Genomic DNA, 15,009 nt, shown 5'->3' on the forward strand with positions numbered 1-15,009 from the left:
TAAAGCATAGGATTAGCAATGCTGGATTCTAAATTACTTCGCACAGAGCTGGATGAAACAGCTGCAAAATTAGCACGTCGTGGCTTTACGCTCGACGTCGACACCATTCGCACCCTTGAAGAGCAACGTAAGTCGATTCAAGTCGAAGTTGAAAATTTACAATCCACGCGTAACTCCATCTCCAAGCAAATTGGCCAACTGATGTCGCAAGGTGATAAAGCGGGCGCGGAAGCGATTAAGCAGCAAATTGGTACTCTCGGTGAGGATCTCGACAGCAAGAAAGTTGAGTTAGACAAAATCCAAGCGGAACTAGAAGCGATCACGCAAACCGTGCCTAATATTCCTGATAGTTCAGTACCCGATGGTAAAGATGAAGATGACAACGTGGAAGTGTCACGCTGGGGTACACCGAAAGAGTATGATTTTGAAGTGAAAGATCATGTCGACTTAGGTGAAATGAGCGGCGGTTTAGACTTTGCGAGTGCAACCAAAATTACTGGCGCTCGTTTTGTGATCATGAAAGGTCAGTTTGCTCGTTTGCATCGTGCTATTGCCCAATTTATGCTTGATTTGCACACCGAACAACATGGTTATACTGAGCTATACGTTCCTTACTTAGTCAACCAAGAGACGTTATTTGGTACTGGTCAGCTACCTAAATTCGGTAAAGATCTGTTCCACACCGAGCCATTGACGGAAAAAGCCAGCGATGAAGATCCACGTCGTTTTTCTTTGATCCCAACGGCCGAAGTTCCAGTGACCAACTTGGTACGTGATGTGATTTTGGATGAGGCAGATCTGCCACTGAAAATGACCGCTCACACACCGTGTTTCCGCTCTGAAGCCGGATCTTATGGACGCGATACGCGTGGTTTGATCCGCATGCACCAATTTGACAAAGTTGAGCTGGTGCAGATCACTAAGCCAGAAGATTCGATGGCGGCGTTAGAAGAGTTGACCGCTCATGCAGAAAAAGTGCTGCAACTGTTAAATCTTCCTTACCGTAAAGTGGTGCTATGCACCGGTGATATGGGCTTCGGTGCTTGTAAAACTTACGACTTAGAAGTGTGGGTACCCGCGCAAAAAACCTACCGTGAGATTTCATCATGCTCAAACATGTGGGATTTCCAAGCTCGCCGTATGCAAGCTCGCTTCCGTCGTAAAGCAGAAAAGCGCCCTGAGTTAGTACACACGCTGAATGGTTCTGGTCTAGCGGTTGGCCGTACCATGGTAGCGATTTTGGAAAACTACCAGCAAGCGGATGGCCGTATTGAAATCCCAGCGGTATTACAAAAATACATGGGTGGTTTAACCCACATCGGTTAATTTCTGCCTTATTGTTACTCAAAACCGACGCTCAGTGCGTCGGTTTTTTATTGGATGCTAAGCTGCGCGCTATCGATTTAAAACCAGTTTTCGTTTATTGCTAGCTTATTTGGAAACAGGCGTCATTTTGCACAGCCATCTCGATAGCATCTAACAGAGCATCAATGTGTTTATGGTCACTGATATAAGGTGGCATTAAATAGATTAAGCGGCCAAAAGGCCGGATCCATACACCAAGCTCGACAAACAGTGCTTGAATCACACTCATATTGACTGGATGGTGGGTTTCTATGACGCCAATGGCGCCAAGCCAGCGCACGTCTTTTACGTGTCGGTAGGTGGTAAAATCGGGTAAACGTTTGGCAAATTGGCTTTCAATATTAGCCACTTGTATTTGCCAATCTCCTTTGGCAATCAGTGCGAGACTGGCGGAAGCGACAGCACAAGCTAAAGGATTACCCATAAAGGTTGGTCCGTGCATAAAGCATCCAGCTTCACCACTACAAACCGCATCAGCGACTGCTTTGCTGGTTAATGTTGCCGAAAGGGTCATATAACCACCGGTTAAGGCTTTACCAAGACATAATATGTCTGGTTGTATATCGGCATGCTGACAAGCAAACAATTTCCCCGTTCGACCAAAACCGGTAGCAATTTCATCAACAATTAACAGCACGTTATAGTGATCACAAAGTTGACGTACTTCACGTAGAAATTGTGGATGATAGATGCGCATGCCTCCTGCACCTTGAACGATCGGCTCAAGGATCACCGCGGCAATCTGTTGATGATGGAGTGCGATCTTGCTGCGAAAATCGTCGATATCAGACTCTTGCCAACGATCATAAAAACCAGTTTTTGGTGAATCAGCGAAGATGTGCTCAGGTAAAAAGCCTTTATATAGGCTATGCATTGAGTTATCCGGATCAGTCACTGACATTGCAGCGAAAGTATCACCATGATAGCCATGACGTAAGGTAAGAAATTTAGCGCGTTGTTCACCTTTGGCGTGCCAATACTGTAGCGCCATTTTTAGGCTAACTTCCACGGCTACTGAACCGGAATCGGCGAGAAAAACCTGCTGTAAGTTGTTGGGCGTCAATGCGAGTAGTTGTTTACATAGTTCGATTGCCGGTTGATGCGTGAGGCCGCCAAACATGACATGGGCCATTTTATCCACTTGCTGATGCGCCGCTTGATTTAAAGCTGGATGATTATAACCATGAATGGCCGCCCACCAAGACGACATACCATCAACCAATGTTTTGCCATCTTCTAAGTAGAGAGTGACGCCTTGTGCATGAGTGACGGGATAACAAGTTAACGGGTTAATGGTTGACGTATAAGGGTGCCAGATATGTTGGCGATCAAAAGCTAAATCCATGAAAAATCCATACTCAAGTGAGAGCTTAAAGTAACCTTTTGTAAACTCAATGGGTTTTTAAATGTTGACAGTCTAGCTTGGAGGGGTGATAGATCCAAGCATAAGCGGTATAAAAACTGGGGAAGGTGATGAGAAATTTATCTAATGCGTAAGGTTGTTATTTAATCGACTGTAAACTTGCAAGTTAATTCAGTGTTGACAGTTAATGTCGCTTAAGTAGACTACAGCGCATAAATGTCACCAAGCAAGGCACATTGCTAAGGATTACTCGTGGAAGTACGTCACAACTGGACAAGGGCGGAGGTTACTGCGCTGCTTGATCAACCATTTATGGATTTGTTATTTACTGCGCAGCAAGTTCATCGTCAGTTTCACCCCCACAATCATGTTCAGGTCAGTACCTTATTATCGATCAAAACTGGGGCTTGTCCGGAAGATTGTAAATATTGTCCACAAAGTGCTCATTATCGGACTGATGTTGATAAAGAGCGACTTATGGAAGTAGAGCGTGTTTTAGACGCGGCGGAAAAAGCCAAGCAATCGGGATCGACGCGATTTTGCATGGGAGCAGCATGGAAAAACCCCAAAGCGCGCGATATGCCATTGTTGAAAGCGATGATTGCTGGTGTCAAAGAAAAAGGGCTAGAAACCTGTATGACGTTAGGCATGCTCAGTGCAGAGCAAGCGTATGAGCTAGCGCAAGCGGGATTAGATTATTACAACCATAATCTTGATACCTCTCCTGAATTTTACGGCAATATTATTACCACGCGAACCTATCAAGACCGTTTAGATACCCTGTCTCATGTCCGTGATTCAGGAATGAAAATTTGTTCTGGCGGGATCATCGGCATGGGAGAAAGTGTTGATGATCGTGCTGGCCTGCTCGTTGAGTTGGCGAACCTACCGACTCAACCTGAAAGTGTGCCGATTAATATGCTGGTTAAAGTTCAAGGAACACCACTCGCGAGTGCAGAAGAGGTTGAGCCTTTTGATTTTATAAGGTTAATTGCGGTTGCACGGATCATGATGCCAAAATCTGCAGTACGTTTGTCGGCAGGACGAGAGAAGATGAATGAACAGATGCAGGCACTGTGTTTTATGGCTGGTGCCAACTCAATCTTCTATGGTTGCAAATTATTAACTACGCCAAATCCTGCTGAAGACAGTGATCTGCAGCTGTTTAATAAGTTAGGTATTAACCGTCAACAAGCGATTCAAAAACCGGATCAAGTGACAGAAAACGATCTGCTCGATCAAGTGATTGAACGTGTTGCATCAAGACCAAGTAATACGGATCTGTTTTACGATGCTAGCCTTTGAGCAACGGATTGAGTATGCGCTGAATGAGCGAAACCAACGAGGCTTAACCCGCCAATTGTCAGCAGTTCAAACCACAGATTCAGCGCAATTAGTTCACGCAGGGCGAAAGTATGATCATTTTGCGAGTAATGATTATTTAGGATTAGCGAGAGACCGCTCATTAGTTGAAGCGTGGCAGCAAGGCTTAGCTCACTTTGGTGCTGGCAGCGGCGCTTCACCATTAGTGAGTGGTTTTTCACCCGCGCATCAGCGGCTTGAAGCCTTGCTTTGCGAGTGGTTAGGGTATCCTCGAGCTATTTTATTTAGCTCTGGCTTTAGCGCCAATCAAGCCCTGTTGTTCACCTTGTTAGAGGAGGGGGACCTGCTCTTACAAGATAAGCTTAATCATGCCTCGTTGATTGAAGCTGGTCTATTATCTTCAGCTCAATTACGGCGCTTTCAGCACAATAATCTTGAACACCTTAAGCAATTGTTAACCGCCCATTCATCCCAGCACGCGTTGGTAGTCACTGAGGGGGTATTCAGTATGGATGGTGATAGAGCGCCTTTATCATCAATCCAGCAGCAGGTTGATCAACGAGCATGGCTGATGGTTGATGATGCCCATGGTATTGGTGTTTTGGGGGAGCAAGGGCGAGGAAGCTGCGCGCAAGCAGGAATTCACCCCGATATTTTGGTCGTCACCTTTGGTAAAGCGCTTGGTTTATCGGGAGCAGCAATCTTATGTAGTGAGGCTTTGGGAGATTATTTAACTCAATTTGCTCGTCATCATGTCTATTCAACGGCGATGCCGCCAGCACAAGCTTATGCTCTCTGCCATTCTATCCAAATGGTGCAACAACAATCGTGGCGCAGAGAGAAGTTGCAAGAACTTTCTATGGTCTATGACCAAATGCTTACTGGTGTGCCTGGCTTTGTTTCCACTTCAACTCCCATCAAACCATTTATCCTTGGAAGCAACCAGCGTGCCATCACTATTGCTGACCGACTGCGTGATGGTGGCATTTGGGTGGGTGCAATTCGCCCCCCCACGGTCCCGACCAATCAAGCAAGACTGCGAATTACGTTAACGGCCAATCATACCAATCAACAAGTCACAAAGCTGGCTGACGCTTTAATGATGGCGATGGAGGGGCAATTATGAACCTCGCGGTTGGGGTAGAGCACGCTGAGCAAGGGGCAACGAAAAAAGCCATTGCTCAAGCCTTCAGCAAAGCGGCATCTCGTTACGATCAACATGCGGCTTTTCAACGTGATGTCGGGCAACGGTTATTGGACACTTTGCCCAAACAACTGGTGGATTGGCAGGTACTGGATTTGGGATGTGGTACGGGTTATTTCGCTCAGCAACTGCGATCACGGGGTGCGACCGTCGTCTGTGCGGATCTTTCATCAGCAATGTTGTATCAGGCTAAACAGCGTTGTGGTCATTATCGAATGCATTATGTCCAACTTGACGCTGAAGCTCTCCCTTTCAAAGCTGCGCACTTTGATCTGGTGTTTTCGAGTTTAGCCTTGCAGTGGTGTGAGGATTTAGTCGTTCCGCTGCAAGAAATTCATCGCATTCTCAAACCTCAAGGACAAGCAAGATTTTCCACTTTATTGTTTGGATCATTAACCGAGTTAGCACAAGCGTGGCAGAAGGTTGATGTACATCAACACGTTAAACGCTTTGCGGATGTGAATAAGATAAACCTTGCGTTAGCGCAATCTGACTTTGCGCAATATCACTTAGACTTACCCGCAATAACCGTGTGGTATGAGAGCGCTTATCAATTAATGCGCGATCTGAAAGGTATTGGGGCCACCCATATCCATGGCCGATCTCAAGGGCTAACGGGCCGCCACACTCTTGCTCAGGTAGAGCAGGCCTATCAGCAGTTTGCTGGTCAGCAAGGCCTCCTACCTGCAACGTATCAAGTTTGTTTAGGGGTGTTACATCGATGATTAACGCAATATTTATTGCCGGTACGGATACCGATGTGGGTAAGACCGTGGCTTCAAAAGCGATTTTGCAGGCATTGGCCGCTCGTGGTTTTTCTACTATAGGTTATAAACCAGTAGCGGCTGGATGTGAGCAAACGGCAGAAGGAATGCGTAACGGCGACGCTTTACATTTGTTGCAAGCAGCAACCGTCAAAATGCCGTATGAAGATATTAATCCGTATCCGTTAGCCTTGCCGGCTTCGCCTCATATTGCCGCCAAACATGAGCAGGTAAATATAGATACTAGTGTGCTGAGTGAAAAACTCGCGAAGTTACAATCTCATGCTGATGTTGTATTGGTTGAAGGCGCAGGTGGTTGGCGGGTACCAATATCGGATAGTGAGGGTTTATCTCGCTGGGTGCAGCAAGAACAATTAGCAGTGATTTTAGTTGTTGGTATTAAACTGGGTTGTTTAAGCCATGCTTTACTAACGGCAGAAAGCATTCATGCTGATGGATTAAAGATTGTTGGCTGGGTAGCGAATCGAGTCAATCCTGGAACCGAGCACTATGCAGATATTATTCAATTACTAGAACATCGGATTGATGCGCCAAAGTTAGGTGAGATTCCCTACATGCCAAGTATTAAGTGCCGAGATTTGGGTAAGTATATTGATTTATCCCCATTATTGATTGAGCAGCAAGAAGCGCTGACTTGTTAGAGAAACAAGGTCTACCGGAATGGTTAGACCTTGTTCATTTGAGTTTGCCCGCGACTGAATTCTCATCGATAGGAAAGCCGAATTTAGCGTTTATTTGCAGCTACTTTTCGTCATCGATTGGTCAACCATGGTTTGTCCTCGTGGGTTGCGTACCAAGAAACGATAACTAATGCCGACATCAAGATTGGCACGAATATCAGGTGTCGAGCAAAAACGTTGTAAACTGGATTGCATCACTTGATCAATTGGGGTCGCACCTTGTTGGTCGTTGTTATAAATCATCATCATTTCAATCATTGTCCCCTTGGCGCTGGCACGCATGATAGTCAAAGGGCCTTGTTCAATCGGGAGTTCAGCGTTTAATACGCTGGCGCGATTAGCGGCAAGCAGTTCTAGGTGTTTTTGTTGATCGGCGGTTGAACTACAGCCAGCCAATAATAGCATCGTCAGTCCTACGCAGGACAATAGTAACTTATTCATAATTAAAACACTTTTTTGAATGGTTTGACGATCACCTGGGCATAAACGCCAGCCGTGACATAAGGGTCGTTGTCAGCCCATTGCTGGGCGGCTTGTAGAGATTCAAATTCAGCAATCACTGTTGAGCCAGTAAATCCAGCGTCACCTGGATTCTCTGCATCAATAGCAGGCATTGGTCCTGCGGTAAGCAAGCGACCTTCATCACGTAATGCTTGTAAGCGTGCTAAATGAGCAGGACGAGCACTAAGGCGTTGTGTTAGAGAATTCGGTACATCCTGAGCAAAGATCACATACCACATATTGATATCCTTATTGGTGTTTAAAAGTAGATTATCTGTCTACCTATAACTTTCGGTTTAGTCAGTATGGTTGATGTTAATGTACTGAAAGTAAAGCGATTTTAAAATGCCTATTGACGATTAATATTATTAATCCTTCGTTATGTGATCAAGCGCCTCTCTGCTTTATCACTCGAGGCCGCCCATCTACATCAATCGCGACATAATTAAACGTAGCTTCACACACTTGAAAGCGATCAAGTACCCCATCTTCTTTGATTGGCTTGACCCACACTTCAAGATTAATCGACATCGAGGTTCGGCCGATTTTGGTGCATTCACCATAACAGCACACCACATCACCGACTTTGACTGGTTTTTTAAAGGTAATACTAGAAACAGAGACAGTAACAATACGTCCGCTGGAAATTTCTTTAGCGAGAATACCACCAGCGAGATCGAGTTGCGACATAATCCAGCCACCAAAGATATCACCATTGGCATTGGTATCGGCTGGCATCGCTAACGTTCTCAATAATAGTTGGCCTTTAGGAGAGTGTGCATCCTGATTCATTTTCGACATCCACAATAAACAAAACAGCGACCCACAAGGGTCGCTGAAAAAGAACTGAGATTATACCCTTAAAATAGGATTAAGCTCAAAAGTGTTATGAGTATCGGGCTGCCTCCCGTTACTGCTCCGTGTCTTTTTTCTCTTTTGGCAGGTGTTTATAGATATAAAATCCGGTCAGTAAAGTATAGATAAACGTTGCGGCAAGTAAGCCAAAAACCTTGAAATTAACCCATACTTCTAACGAGAGCTGAAAGGCAATGTAAGTATTGAGAAGCGCACAGACAGCAAAAAACATCACCCATGCCCAAGTGATTTTGGCCCAAATATCATTCGGTAGTGAAATTTCTTTGCCAAGCATACCTTTAATCGCTGATTTACCCAGTTTATGGCTGACAGCAAGTCCGATAGCAAACACCAGATAGACAATAGTCACCTTCCATTTTATAAAGTTATCATTATGTAAGAAGATGGTCATGCCGCCAAAAATAGCCACAAGAGCAAAAGTGATCAGCTGAATCTTTTCGACTTTTTTGACTAAAAAGTAAGTGATCACCACTTGCAGTGCGGTTGCGGCGATCAGCGCGCCAGTCGCAATATAGATATCGTAAAGCTTAAATAGTACGAAGAAAATAATCAGCGGAATAAAGTCGAGCAGTTGTTTCATTATCAGATGAGGCCCAAAAGGAGACGATGGCGACAGTCTAGCGAAATAATCACTAAATCAAAACAGATAATCGCTCACCGTGGTGTTGGCTTACCCCAATCATATCGTTTATTTATATGATTGGGGATTCACTTCGTTACTGCCTAATTATAATTCCACGTTGTTTGAGTATAGAAGCAACCATGATTATTTAATTCGGCTTTGTTGCAACTCACTTACTCTGGCTTGGCTAGAGACAATGTGTGGCGTTGATACTGGAAGCGCCTTGATTAACATAGAAAACCCCAAGATGGCTGAAGCGGTCGAGCCCATCAAAATACCGATTTTGGCGTAATCGACCATCACACTTTGCTCAGCGGTAAACGCGAGAGTGGAAATGAAAATAGACATAGTAAAACCAATCCCACACAGTACAGCTACCGATAGAATCATGCGTAGGTTGACAGTAGGGGGCAGTTGAGCGACGCCAAGCTTAATCGCTAACCAACTGAATAAGAAGACACCGATAGGTTTACCGACAAATAATCCTAGCGCAATACCGAGCGGTAAGTGAGCATTACTACTGACGATATTAATCGACGAAAACGTGACGCCAGAGTTAGCAAAGGCAAACAGCGGTAAGATTAAAAACGCGACATAAGGGTTCAATAAATGCTCAACCCGTTTCGCTGGGCTCTTTCCTGCTCGGCAAGTCAGTGGAATTAAGAAACCAGCGATAACGCCTGCGAGCGTAGCGTGAATTCCTGAGTGGTAGACGGTAAACCAAAGTACAAGGAATAATACAAAATACAGCGCGAGAGAGGAAAATTGCTTCTTGCCACAAAAGAATAAAAACAAACTGATGGTCAAGACAAACAGCAGCATCATGCCTGAAGGCTCACTGTTATAGAATAGAGCAATAATAAAAATCACGCCTAAGTCATCAATAATGGCCAAAGCCAACAAGAAGACTTTCAATTCAACGGGCACTCGTTTACCGAGTAAGCTTAAAATCGCTAAAGCAAAAGCAATATCTGTCGCCGCTGGAGCTGCCCAGCCATTGATGGCAATCGGATCTTGATAATTAAAAAACAAGAAGATAGCGATAGGGAATAGCATGCCACCTAAGGCAGCCATCGCTGGTAACATGGCTTTTGAGCGACTATTTAACGATCCCTCAATCAACTCACGTTTTACTTCTAAGCCAATCATTAAAAAGAATAAAGCCATTAAGCCATCATTGATCCAATGACTGACGCTGATCCCAAAAACATAGAAGTTTAAAAATTGTTGATAAGAGTGTTGTAGTGGTGAGTTAGCGATGGCAAGTGCGGTGATGGCGGCAAGCAGCAGTAATACACCGCTCGCAGGATCACTGGTGAGAAAATATTTAATCCTTTTATACATTGTCATTCTTCCATTGTTATTTTTTTAGTATTGCTATAGCCGATAGTTTCAATCTAGTCGTGTAATGAAACGTTAAGTCTTCTATCAACATTGGTCTTGGGCATTGTCAGAGTAAAAACTCAACATCTGAGCCTATGATAGTTGACTGTAAAAATATTCGTCTCGTTTATATCGATTAAATCTTGTTTAACAATCGGGATTTCCGAATTGGAGCGTAAATTGAAGGGTGAAAAGTGAATACTTGGAGTCAGTTCACATTTGTCACCAGAAGAGGAAGTGAGAGAAAAATAGACTGGGTTTGTAGATAAAAGGAAGCGAAAAAATAGGCGACCATAAGGCCGCCTCAGTGAAACGCTAAGTACTTAGCGGATAATTAGTTATCGCGTTGAGTAGCGTTTTTCATTGCCGAAATAAAAGTTTTCAGTTCATCCAGCATCACTTCGGGTTCGGCAAGATGTTGCTCGATAATTTTGACTACCGCCGAGCCAGAAATCGCCCCAGCAGCGCCAGCCTCAATGGCCTGTTTGACTTGTTCTGGCTCTGAAATTCCAAAACCGAGTAACGCTGGAGGCGCTGAAAATTGGTTAAGGCGATCGAGTAAGGCGTGAACGGGCATGTTGGCTTTGGTTTCTGCGCCCGTTACCCCTGAGCGAGATAAAAGGTAGGTATAGCCGCTACCTAGCTCTGCAACCGATTGTAAGGTCTCATCACTGGCGGTAGGTGGTGCAATAAAAATTGGATGAATGGCGTATTTTTTCGCTGCGGTCACAAACTCAGCACTTTCATTGGTGGGGACGTCAGCGATTAACACTGAATCAACGCCCGCTTGTTGGCAGCGTTGATAAAAATTATCGATGCCGCGAGCGTAGACCAAGTTGGCATACATTAATAAACCAATGGGTAAATCAGGATATTGTGCTCGAATGGTGCTGATCAGCTCAAAGCATTGATCGGGTGTGGTACCGGATGCTAACGCGCGAATATTCGCCCCTTGAATAGTCGGGCCATCCGCCAAGGGATCTGAAAATGGCATACCCAGCTCTAGTGCATCGGCTCCGGCTTCAACCAGGGTTTGCATAATGCGCAGCGACTGCTGTGGGTTAGGGTCGCCAATGGTGACAAACGGAACAAAAGCGCCTTGGTTCTGTGCTGCCAAACGTTGGAATAAATGTTGATAACGATCCATTATAGTGCGCCTCGTTCTTCTAATAATTGATGGACGGTGAAGATATCTTTATCACCACGACCAGATAAATTGACGACCAGTAACTGCTCTTTATCGGGCTCGGCATACGCCATTTTTACCGCATAAGCGAGAGCGTGTGAGGATTCCAAAGCCGCGATGATGCCTTCGTTACGCGCGATAGATTGAAACGCCTCTAACGCCTCATCATCGGTAATGCTTTCATATTCTGCGCGGCCAATGGCATTCAGGTGCGCGTGCTGCGGGCCAACGGATGGAAAATCCAACCCAGCAGAAACCGAATAGGACTCTTCGACTTGGCCATACGAGTCTTGCATCAGTGGCGCTTTCATACCAAAAAAGATCCCCGTTTTACCGTGTTTGAGTGGCGCGCCGTGTTGATGGGTATCAATGCCTTTTCCTGCTGGCTCAATACCAATCAAACGTACGTTAGGTTCATCAATAAAATCGGCGAACATACCAATCGCGTTAGAGCCGCCACCGATACAGGCTAATACGGCATCAGGTAAGCGTCCTTCACGAGCCAAAATTTGCAGCTTAGTTTCTTCACCAATGATGCGTTGAAATTCACGCACTATGGTCGGGAAAGGGTGTGGGCCTGCCGCCGTACCGAGTAAATAGTGAGTCGTTTCATAAGTAGCAGACCAATCACGCAGCGCCTCATTACAGGCATCTTTTAAGGTTGCCGAACCAGAATGAACAGGGATAACTTCTGCGCCCATCAGTTTCATACGAAAGACGTTCGGGCTTTGGCGCTCAACGTCCTTAGCGCCCATGTAAACGCGACATTTCAGTCCAAGTAGCGCGCAAGCGAGCGCGGTGGCTACCCCGTGTTGCCCAGCGCCGGTTTCGGCGATGATTTCATGTTTGCCCATCCGTTTTGCTAGCAAGGCTTGGCCTAGAACTTGGTTGGTTTTGTGCGCGCCGCCGTGCAATAAATCTTCTCGTTTTAGGTATAGCTTGGTTTTGGTGCCCTTAGTGAGATTGCGGGTTAGGGTTAGAGCGGTTGGGCGACCGGCATACTCTTGCAACAAGGTCATAAATTCAGCACGAAAGTCAGGGTCTTCTTGCGCATCAATAAACGCTTGCTCTAACTGATCCAGCGCAGGGACTAAAATTTGTGGCACATATTGACCACCGTATTCGCCAAAATAGGCATTAAGCTTTGCCATGATTCGTATCCTTTGTCTTGTCATTGGTTGCGCATGATCCTCTTGTCATTGGCGTCGTTTGCCCCCCTAGTGGGTGGTTTGGACTGTTGGTCATGCGCAAATCGGTGATTAATAATGCCTAATGGCACGAAATGCTGAATTCAGTTTCTGTTGATCTTTTTTACCGGGTTGACTTTCTACTCCTGAATTGAGATCTAATCCCAAACAGCCAAGGCTTGCCGCCTGCTGAGCGTTGTCTGGGTTTATTCCTCCCGCGAGCATCACGTTATTGACCTCATCGAGCAGTTGCCAGTTAAAAGCTTGTCCTGTGCCACCCGATTGAGCGCCGACTTGGCTATCAAACAGATGACGATCAATATGCCGTTGCAGAGTTTTTGGCTTGCTATCACTCACGCCATAGGCTTTCCAGATCTCAATCTCATTGGCTAATTGCATTCTTAATTGATCAACGTAAGCTTGGTCTTCATCACCATGCAACTGTACCGCTTTGAGCGATAGCTGCTGCGCGATATCGACCACCTCTTGCAGTGAATGATTTTGAAATACCCCCACGTAATGCAGTGGTGCGCCGCTCATGACGAGTCGTGCCTGTTCAATATCCACATAACGTGGTGACTTAGACACAAAAATTAACCCGCCAAACACGGCTCCGGCTTGATAGGCTTTGGCGGCATCATCGGCATGGGTTAAGCCACAGACTTTATTTTCACCGAGGATAATTTTGCGCACCGCCAGTTCAAGATTTTGCTCGGCCATCAGTGAACTGCCGATTAAAAAGCCGCTGGCATAATGGGCCAGATCACGCACTTGTTGATGGTGATAAATGCCCGATTCTGAAATGATGATGGTGCCTTTTGGTAATAAGGGAGCTAACTGTTTAGTGCGATTGAGATCAGTTGAGAGATCGCGCAAGTTACGGTTATTAATACCAATCACCTTGGCTTCTAGGGTGATGGCGCGCTGTAATTCCGCATGGTCACTGACTTCGGTTAATACGCCCATGCCCAGTTGGTGAGCAATCGCGGCTAAGTGTTGATACTGCTGATCATCGAGTACCGATAGCATCAATAAAATCCCATCAGCGCCATAATGACGAGCCAAATACACTTGATAAGCATCAACCATAAAATCTTTACACAGGATTGGCTGACTCACTTGCCCTCGGATCCGTGGCAGAAACTCGACATTGCCTTGGAAATATTTTTCATCGGTTAAAACCGAGATCACATCTGCATATTGATGGTAAACCGAGGCAATATAATCCAAATCAAAATCTTCGCGAATCAACCCTTTGGACGGTGAGGCTTTTTTACATTCTAAAATAAAGCGCGTTTTCTCTGGACTGAGGGCGTCATAAAATGAGCGATCGGCTGGTGTCAGCAAGGCTTGAAAAGTATTCAGCGGCTGTTTGGTTTTACGCTGTTCAACCCAAAGGTACTTATCTTGCACGATTTTAGCTAATACTTCGGCCATCTGAGTATCTTGGATTGAAATATGTTCGGAGAGTTGCTCAGACATAGGATTTAACCTCTTTGTGCTAATTGTTGAACCAGTTGAAACGCTTTACCCGAGTTCATCACGTCGATGGCTAACTGGGCGTTGGCTTTCAGATCGTCACGGCCAAATAGGCGTAGCAGCAGAGCGACATTCACCGCAACAGCAGCCAGTTGTGCATCGCTGCCTTTCCCCGTCAAAAGATGGGTAATGATGGCGCGGTTTTCTGCCGGCTCTCCGCCTTGAATAGCAGAGAGAGGGTAAGACTCGAGGCCAAAATCTTCAGGGGTCAAGGTGTATTGAATAATCTCACCATGACGAATTTCTGCAACTAAAGTTTCACCATGGATGGCGACTTCATCCAAGCCGCTACCATGCACCACGGCAGCACGTTGCAGCCCCATTTGTAACATGGTTTGGGCGATTGGCAATACTAGCTCAGGGCTGTAAACCCCCATCAGCTGAATCGAGGGCCGAGCTGGATTGATTAAAGGCCCTAAGATATTGAAAATGGTGCGTGTTTTCAGGGTTTGACGCACGGGCATCGCATGGCGAACCCCTTGGTGATATTGAGGTGCAAATAAAAAAGCCACGCCTAACTCATCCATGGCTTGACGAGTTTGCTCAGCGCTCATTGCAAGGTTGATGCCAAAAGAGTCCAACAGGTCAGAAGAGCCTGATTTGCTAGAAACGCCTCGATTACCATGTTTGGCGATTTTCACGCCGCAGGCGGCAGCCACAAAAGCGGCAGTGGTGGAAATATTAAAAGTATTCGCACCGTCACCACCAGTACCGACGATATCCGCAAAGTCATAGTCGGGACGTGGGAACGGCTCAGCGTTAGCAAGTAAAGCTTGCGCCGCGCCAGCGATTTCATCCGGTGTTTCGCCTTTCATTTTTAAGGCGGTTAATACTGCGGCGATTAAAATGGGGTCAAGTTCACCGCGAATGATGACGTCAAATAGCTGCTGACTTTCCAGTTGCGAAAGTGACTGCTGGGCATACAGTTTATCGATGATGTGTTGCATAAAATATCCCTATCAATCTGTGTATAAAATTAGGCGGAGCATCGTGGT

15 protein-coding genes are annotated in these 15,009 nt (G+C 45.7%); 5 read left to right on the forward strand and 10 right to left on the reverse strand.

Annotated elements, in window-relative coordinates; all coding sequences use genetic code 11:
- Nucleotides 1–18: 18 nt before the first annotated feature.
- On the forward strand, nucleotides 19–1,326 hold the full coding sequence (gene serS, locus FKN88_RS00600; protein ID WP_161426372.1) for a serine--tRNA ligase: 1,308 nt from the start codon (nucleotides 19–21) through the stop codon (nucleotides 1,324–1,326).
- 100 nt (nucleotides 1,327–1,426) lie between these two features.
- On the opposite strand, the gene bioA is transcribed toward serS, so the two are convergent.
- A complete protein-coding gene (bioA, locus tag FKN88_RS00605) occupies nucleotides 1,427–2,710 on the reverse strand; it encodes an adenosylmethionine--8-amino-7-oxononanoate transaminase (protein WP_306687060.1) in 1,284 nt (427 codons plus the stop codon).
- A gap of 270 nt (nucleotides 2,711–2,980) precedes the next feature.
- Here bioA and bioB point away from each other — a divergent pair, with 270 nt between their 5' ends.
- The 4 genes from bioB to bioD are packed head-to-tail and all read left to right on the forward strand — an operon-like array spanning nucleotide 2,981 to nucleotide 6,681.
- Complete coding sequence (gene bioB / locus FKN88_RS00610) at nucleotides 2,981–4,033, forward strand: biotin synthase BioB (RefSeq protein WP_004395479.1); 1,053 nt, start codon at nucleotides 2,981–2,983, stop codon at nucleotides 4,031–4,033.
- A complete protein-coding gene (bioF, locus tag FKN88_RS00615; RefSeq protein ID WP_306687061.1) occupies nucleotides 4,020–5,177 on the forward strand; it encodes an 8-amino-7-oxononanoate synthase in 1,158 nt (385 codons plus the stop codon). Before bioB ends, bioF begins: the two co-directional genes overlap by 14 nt.
- On the forward strand, nucleotides 5,174–5,980 hold the full coding sequence (gene bioC, locus FKN88_RS00620; RefSeq protein WP_004395477.1) for a malonyl-ACP O-methyltransferase BioC: 807 nt from the start codon (nucleotides 5,174–5,176) through the stop codon (nucleotides 5,978–5,980). Before bioF ends, bioC begins: the two co-directional genes overlap by 4 nt.
- Nucleotides 5,977–6,681 (forward strand): dethiobiotin synthase, encoded by a 705-nt coding sequence (gene bioD / locus FKN88_RS00625; protein ID WP_154168452.1) that lies wholly within the window; start codon nucleotides 5,977–5,979, stop codon nucleotides 6,679–6,681. The genes bioC and bioD overlap by 4 nt, the downstream gene beginning before the upstream one ends.
- A 90-nt stretch (nucleotides 6,682–6,771) precedes the next feature.
- Here bioD and FKN88_RS00630 read toward each other — a convergent pair whose 3' ends face one another.
- The 9 genes from FKN88_RS00630 to trpD all read right to left on the reverse strand — a co-directional run bounded on the left by FKN88_RS00630 (nucleotide 6,772) and on the right by trpD (nucleotide 14,961).
- The gene (locus FKN88_RS00630; RefSeq protein WP_154168450.1) at nucleotides 6,772–7,161 is read right to left on the reverse strand and encodes a GspS/AspS pilotin family protein; all 390 of its coding nucleotides are present in this window, start codon (nucleotides 7,159–7,161) and stop codon (nucleotides 6,772–6,774) included.
- A 2-nt stretch (nucleotides 7,162–7,163) separates the two neighbouring features.
- The gene (locus tag FKN88_RS00635) at nucleotides 7,164–7,460 is read right to left on the reverse strand and encodes a YciI family protein (protein ID WP_154168448.1); all 297 of its coding nucleotides are present in this window, start codon (nucleotides 7,458–7,460) and stop codon (nucleotides 7,164–7,166) included.
- Nucleotides 7,461–7,608: 148 nt separating this feature from the next.
- A complete protein-coding gene (yciA, locus tag FKN88_RS00640) occupies nucleotides 7,609–8,013 on the reverse strand; it encodes an acyl-CoA thioester hydrolase YciA (RefSeq protein WP_306687062.1) in 405 nt (134 codons plus the stop codon).
- 118 nt (nucleotides 8,014–8,131) lie between these two features.
- Nucleotides 8,132–8,677 (reverse strand): septation protein A, encoded by a 546-nt coding sequence (locus FKN88_RS00645; RefSeq protein WP_306687063.1) that lies wholly within the window; start codon nucleotides 8,675–8,677, stop codon nucleotides 8,132–8,134.
- A gap of 186 nt (nucleotides 8,678–8,863) precedes the next feature.
- Nucleotides 8,864–10,063, reverse strand: a complete 1,200-nt coding sequence (nhaA, locus tag FKN88_RS00650; RefSeq protein ID WP_158138307.1) for a Na+/H+ antiporter NhaA — start codon at nucleotides 10,061–10,063, stop codon at nucleotides 8,864–8,866.
- A gap of 373 nt (nucleotides 10,064–10,436) precedes the next feature.
- Nucleotides 10,437–11,249 carry a tryptophan synthase subunit alpha gene (gene trpA, locus FKN88_RS00655; protein WP_004395468.1) on the reverse strand — a complete coding sequence of 271 codons (813 nt, stop codon included), beginning with the start codon at nucleotides 11,247–11,249 and terminating at the stop codon, nucleotides 10,437–10,439.
- Nucleotides 11,249–12,439 (reverse strand): tryptophan synthase subunit beta, encoded by a 1,191-nt coding sequence (gene trpB / locus FKN88_RS00660; RefSeq protein ID WP_004395467.1) that lies wholly within the window; start codon nucleotides 12,437–12,439, stop codon nucleotides 11,249–11,251. The genes trpA and trpB overlap by 1 nt, the downstream gene beginning before the upstream one ends.
- 108 nt (nucleotides 12,440–12,547) lie before the next feature.
- Entirely contained in the window at nucleotides 12,548–13,957 is a 1,410-nt protein-coding gene (trpCF, locus tag FKN88_RS00665; protein WP_306687064.1) for a bifunctional indole-3-glycerol-phosphate synthase TrpC/phosphoribosylanthranilate isomerase TrpF, read from the reverse strand.
- Between the two features lie 5 nt (nucleotides 13,958–13,962).
- The gene (gene trpD / locus FKN88_RS00670) at nucleotides 13,963–14,961 is read right to left on the reverse strand and encodes an anthranilate phosphoribosyltransferase (protein WP_306687065.1); all 999 of its coding nucleotides are present in this window, start codon (nucleotides 14,959–14,961) and stop codon (nucleotides 13,963–13,965) included.
- Nucleotides 14,962–15,009: the final 48 nt, after the last annotated feature.

Source organism: Vibrio sp. 2017_1457_13 (assembly GCF_030851525.1).
Classification (GTDB): domain Bacteria; phylum Pseudomonadota; class Gammaproteobacteria; order Enterobacterales; family Vibrionaceae; genus Vibrio; species Vibrio metschnikovii.

What these genes read in the sequence shown, in the direction of transcription:
- serS (WP_161426372.1), top strand. Translation starts at nt 19, where the DNA reads ATGCTGGATTCTAAATTACTTCGCACAGAGCTGGATGAAACAGCTGCA.
- bioC (WP_004395477.1), top strand. Translation starts at nt 5,174, where the DNA reads ATGAACCTCGCGGTTGGGGTAGAGCACGCTGAGCAAGGGGCAACGAAA.
- trpB (WP_004395467.1), bottom strand. Translation starts at nt 12,439, where the DNA reads ATGGCAAAGCTTAATGCCTATTTTGGCGAATACGGTGGTCAATATGTG.
- nhaA (WP_158138307.1), bottom strand. Translation starts at nt 10,063, where the DNA reads ATGTATAAAAGGATTAAATATTTTCTCACCAGTGATCCTGCGAGCGGT.
- FKN88_RS00635 (WP_154168448.1), bottom strand. Translation starts at nt 7,460, where the DNA reads ATGTGGTATGTGATCTTTGCTCAGGATGTACCGAATTCTCTAACACAA.
- bioD (WP_154168452.1), top strand. Translation starts at nt 5,977, where the DNA reads ATGATTAACGCAATATTTATTGCCGGTACGGATACCGATGTGGGTAAG.
- yciA (WP_306687062.1), bottom strand. Translation starts at nt 8,013, where the DNA reads ATGAATCAGGATGCACACTCTCCTAAAGGCCAACTATTATTGAGAACG.
- bioA (WP_306687060.1), bottom strand. Translation starts at nt 2,710, where the DNA reads ATGGATTTAGCTTTTGATCGCCAACATATCTGGCACCCTTATACGTCA.
- bioF (WP_306687061.1), top strand. Translation starts at nt 4,020, where the DNA reads ATGCTAGCCTTTGAGCAACGGATTGAGTATGCGCTGAATGAGCGAAAC.
- trpD (WP_306687065.1), bottom strand. Translation starts at nt 14,961, where the DNA reads ATGCAACACATCATCGATAAACTGTATGCCCAGCAGTCACTTTCGCAA.
- FKN88_RS00630 (WP_154168450.1), bottom strand. Translation starts at nt 7,161, where the DNA reads ATGAATAAGTTACTATTGTCCTGCGTAGGACTGACGATGCTATTATTG.
- trpCF (WP_306687064.1), bottom strand. Translation starts at nt 13,957, where the DNA reads ATGTCTGAGCAACTCTCCGAACATATTTCAATCCAAGATACTCAGATG.
- FKN88_RS00645 (WP_306687063.1), bottom strand. Translation starts at nt 8,677, where the DNA reads ATGAAACAACTGCTCGACTTTATTCCGCTGATTATTTTCTTCGTACTA.
- trpA (WP_004395468.1), bottom strand. Translation starts at nt 11,249, where the DNA reads ATGGATCGTTATCAACATTTATTCCAACGTTTGGCAGCACAGAACCAA.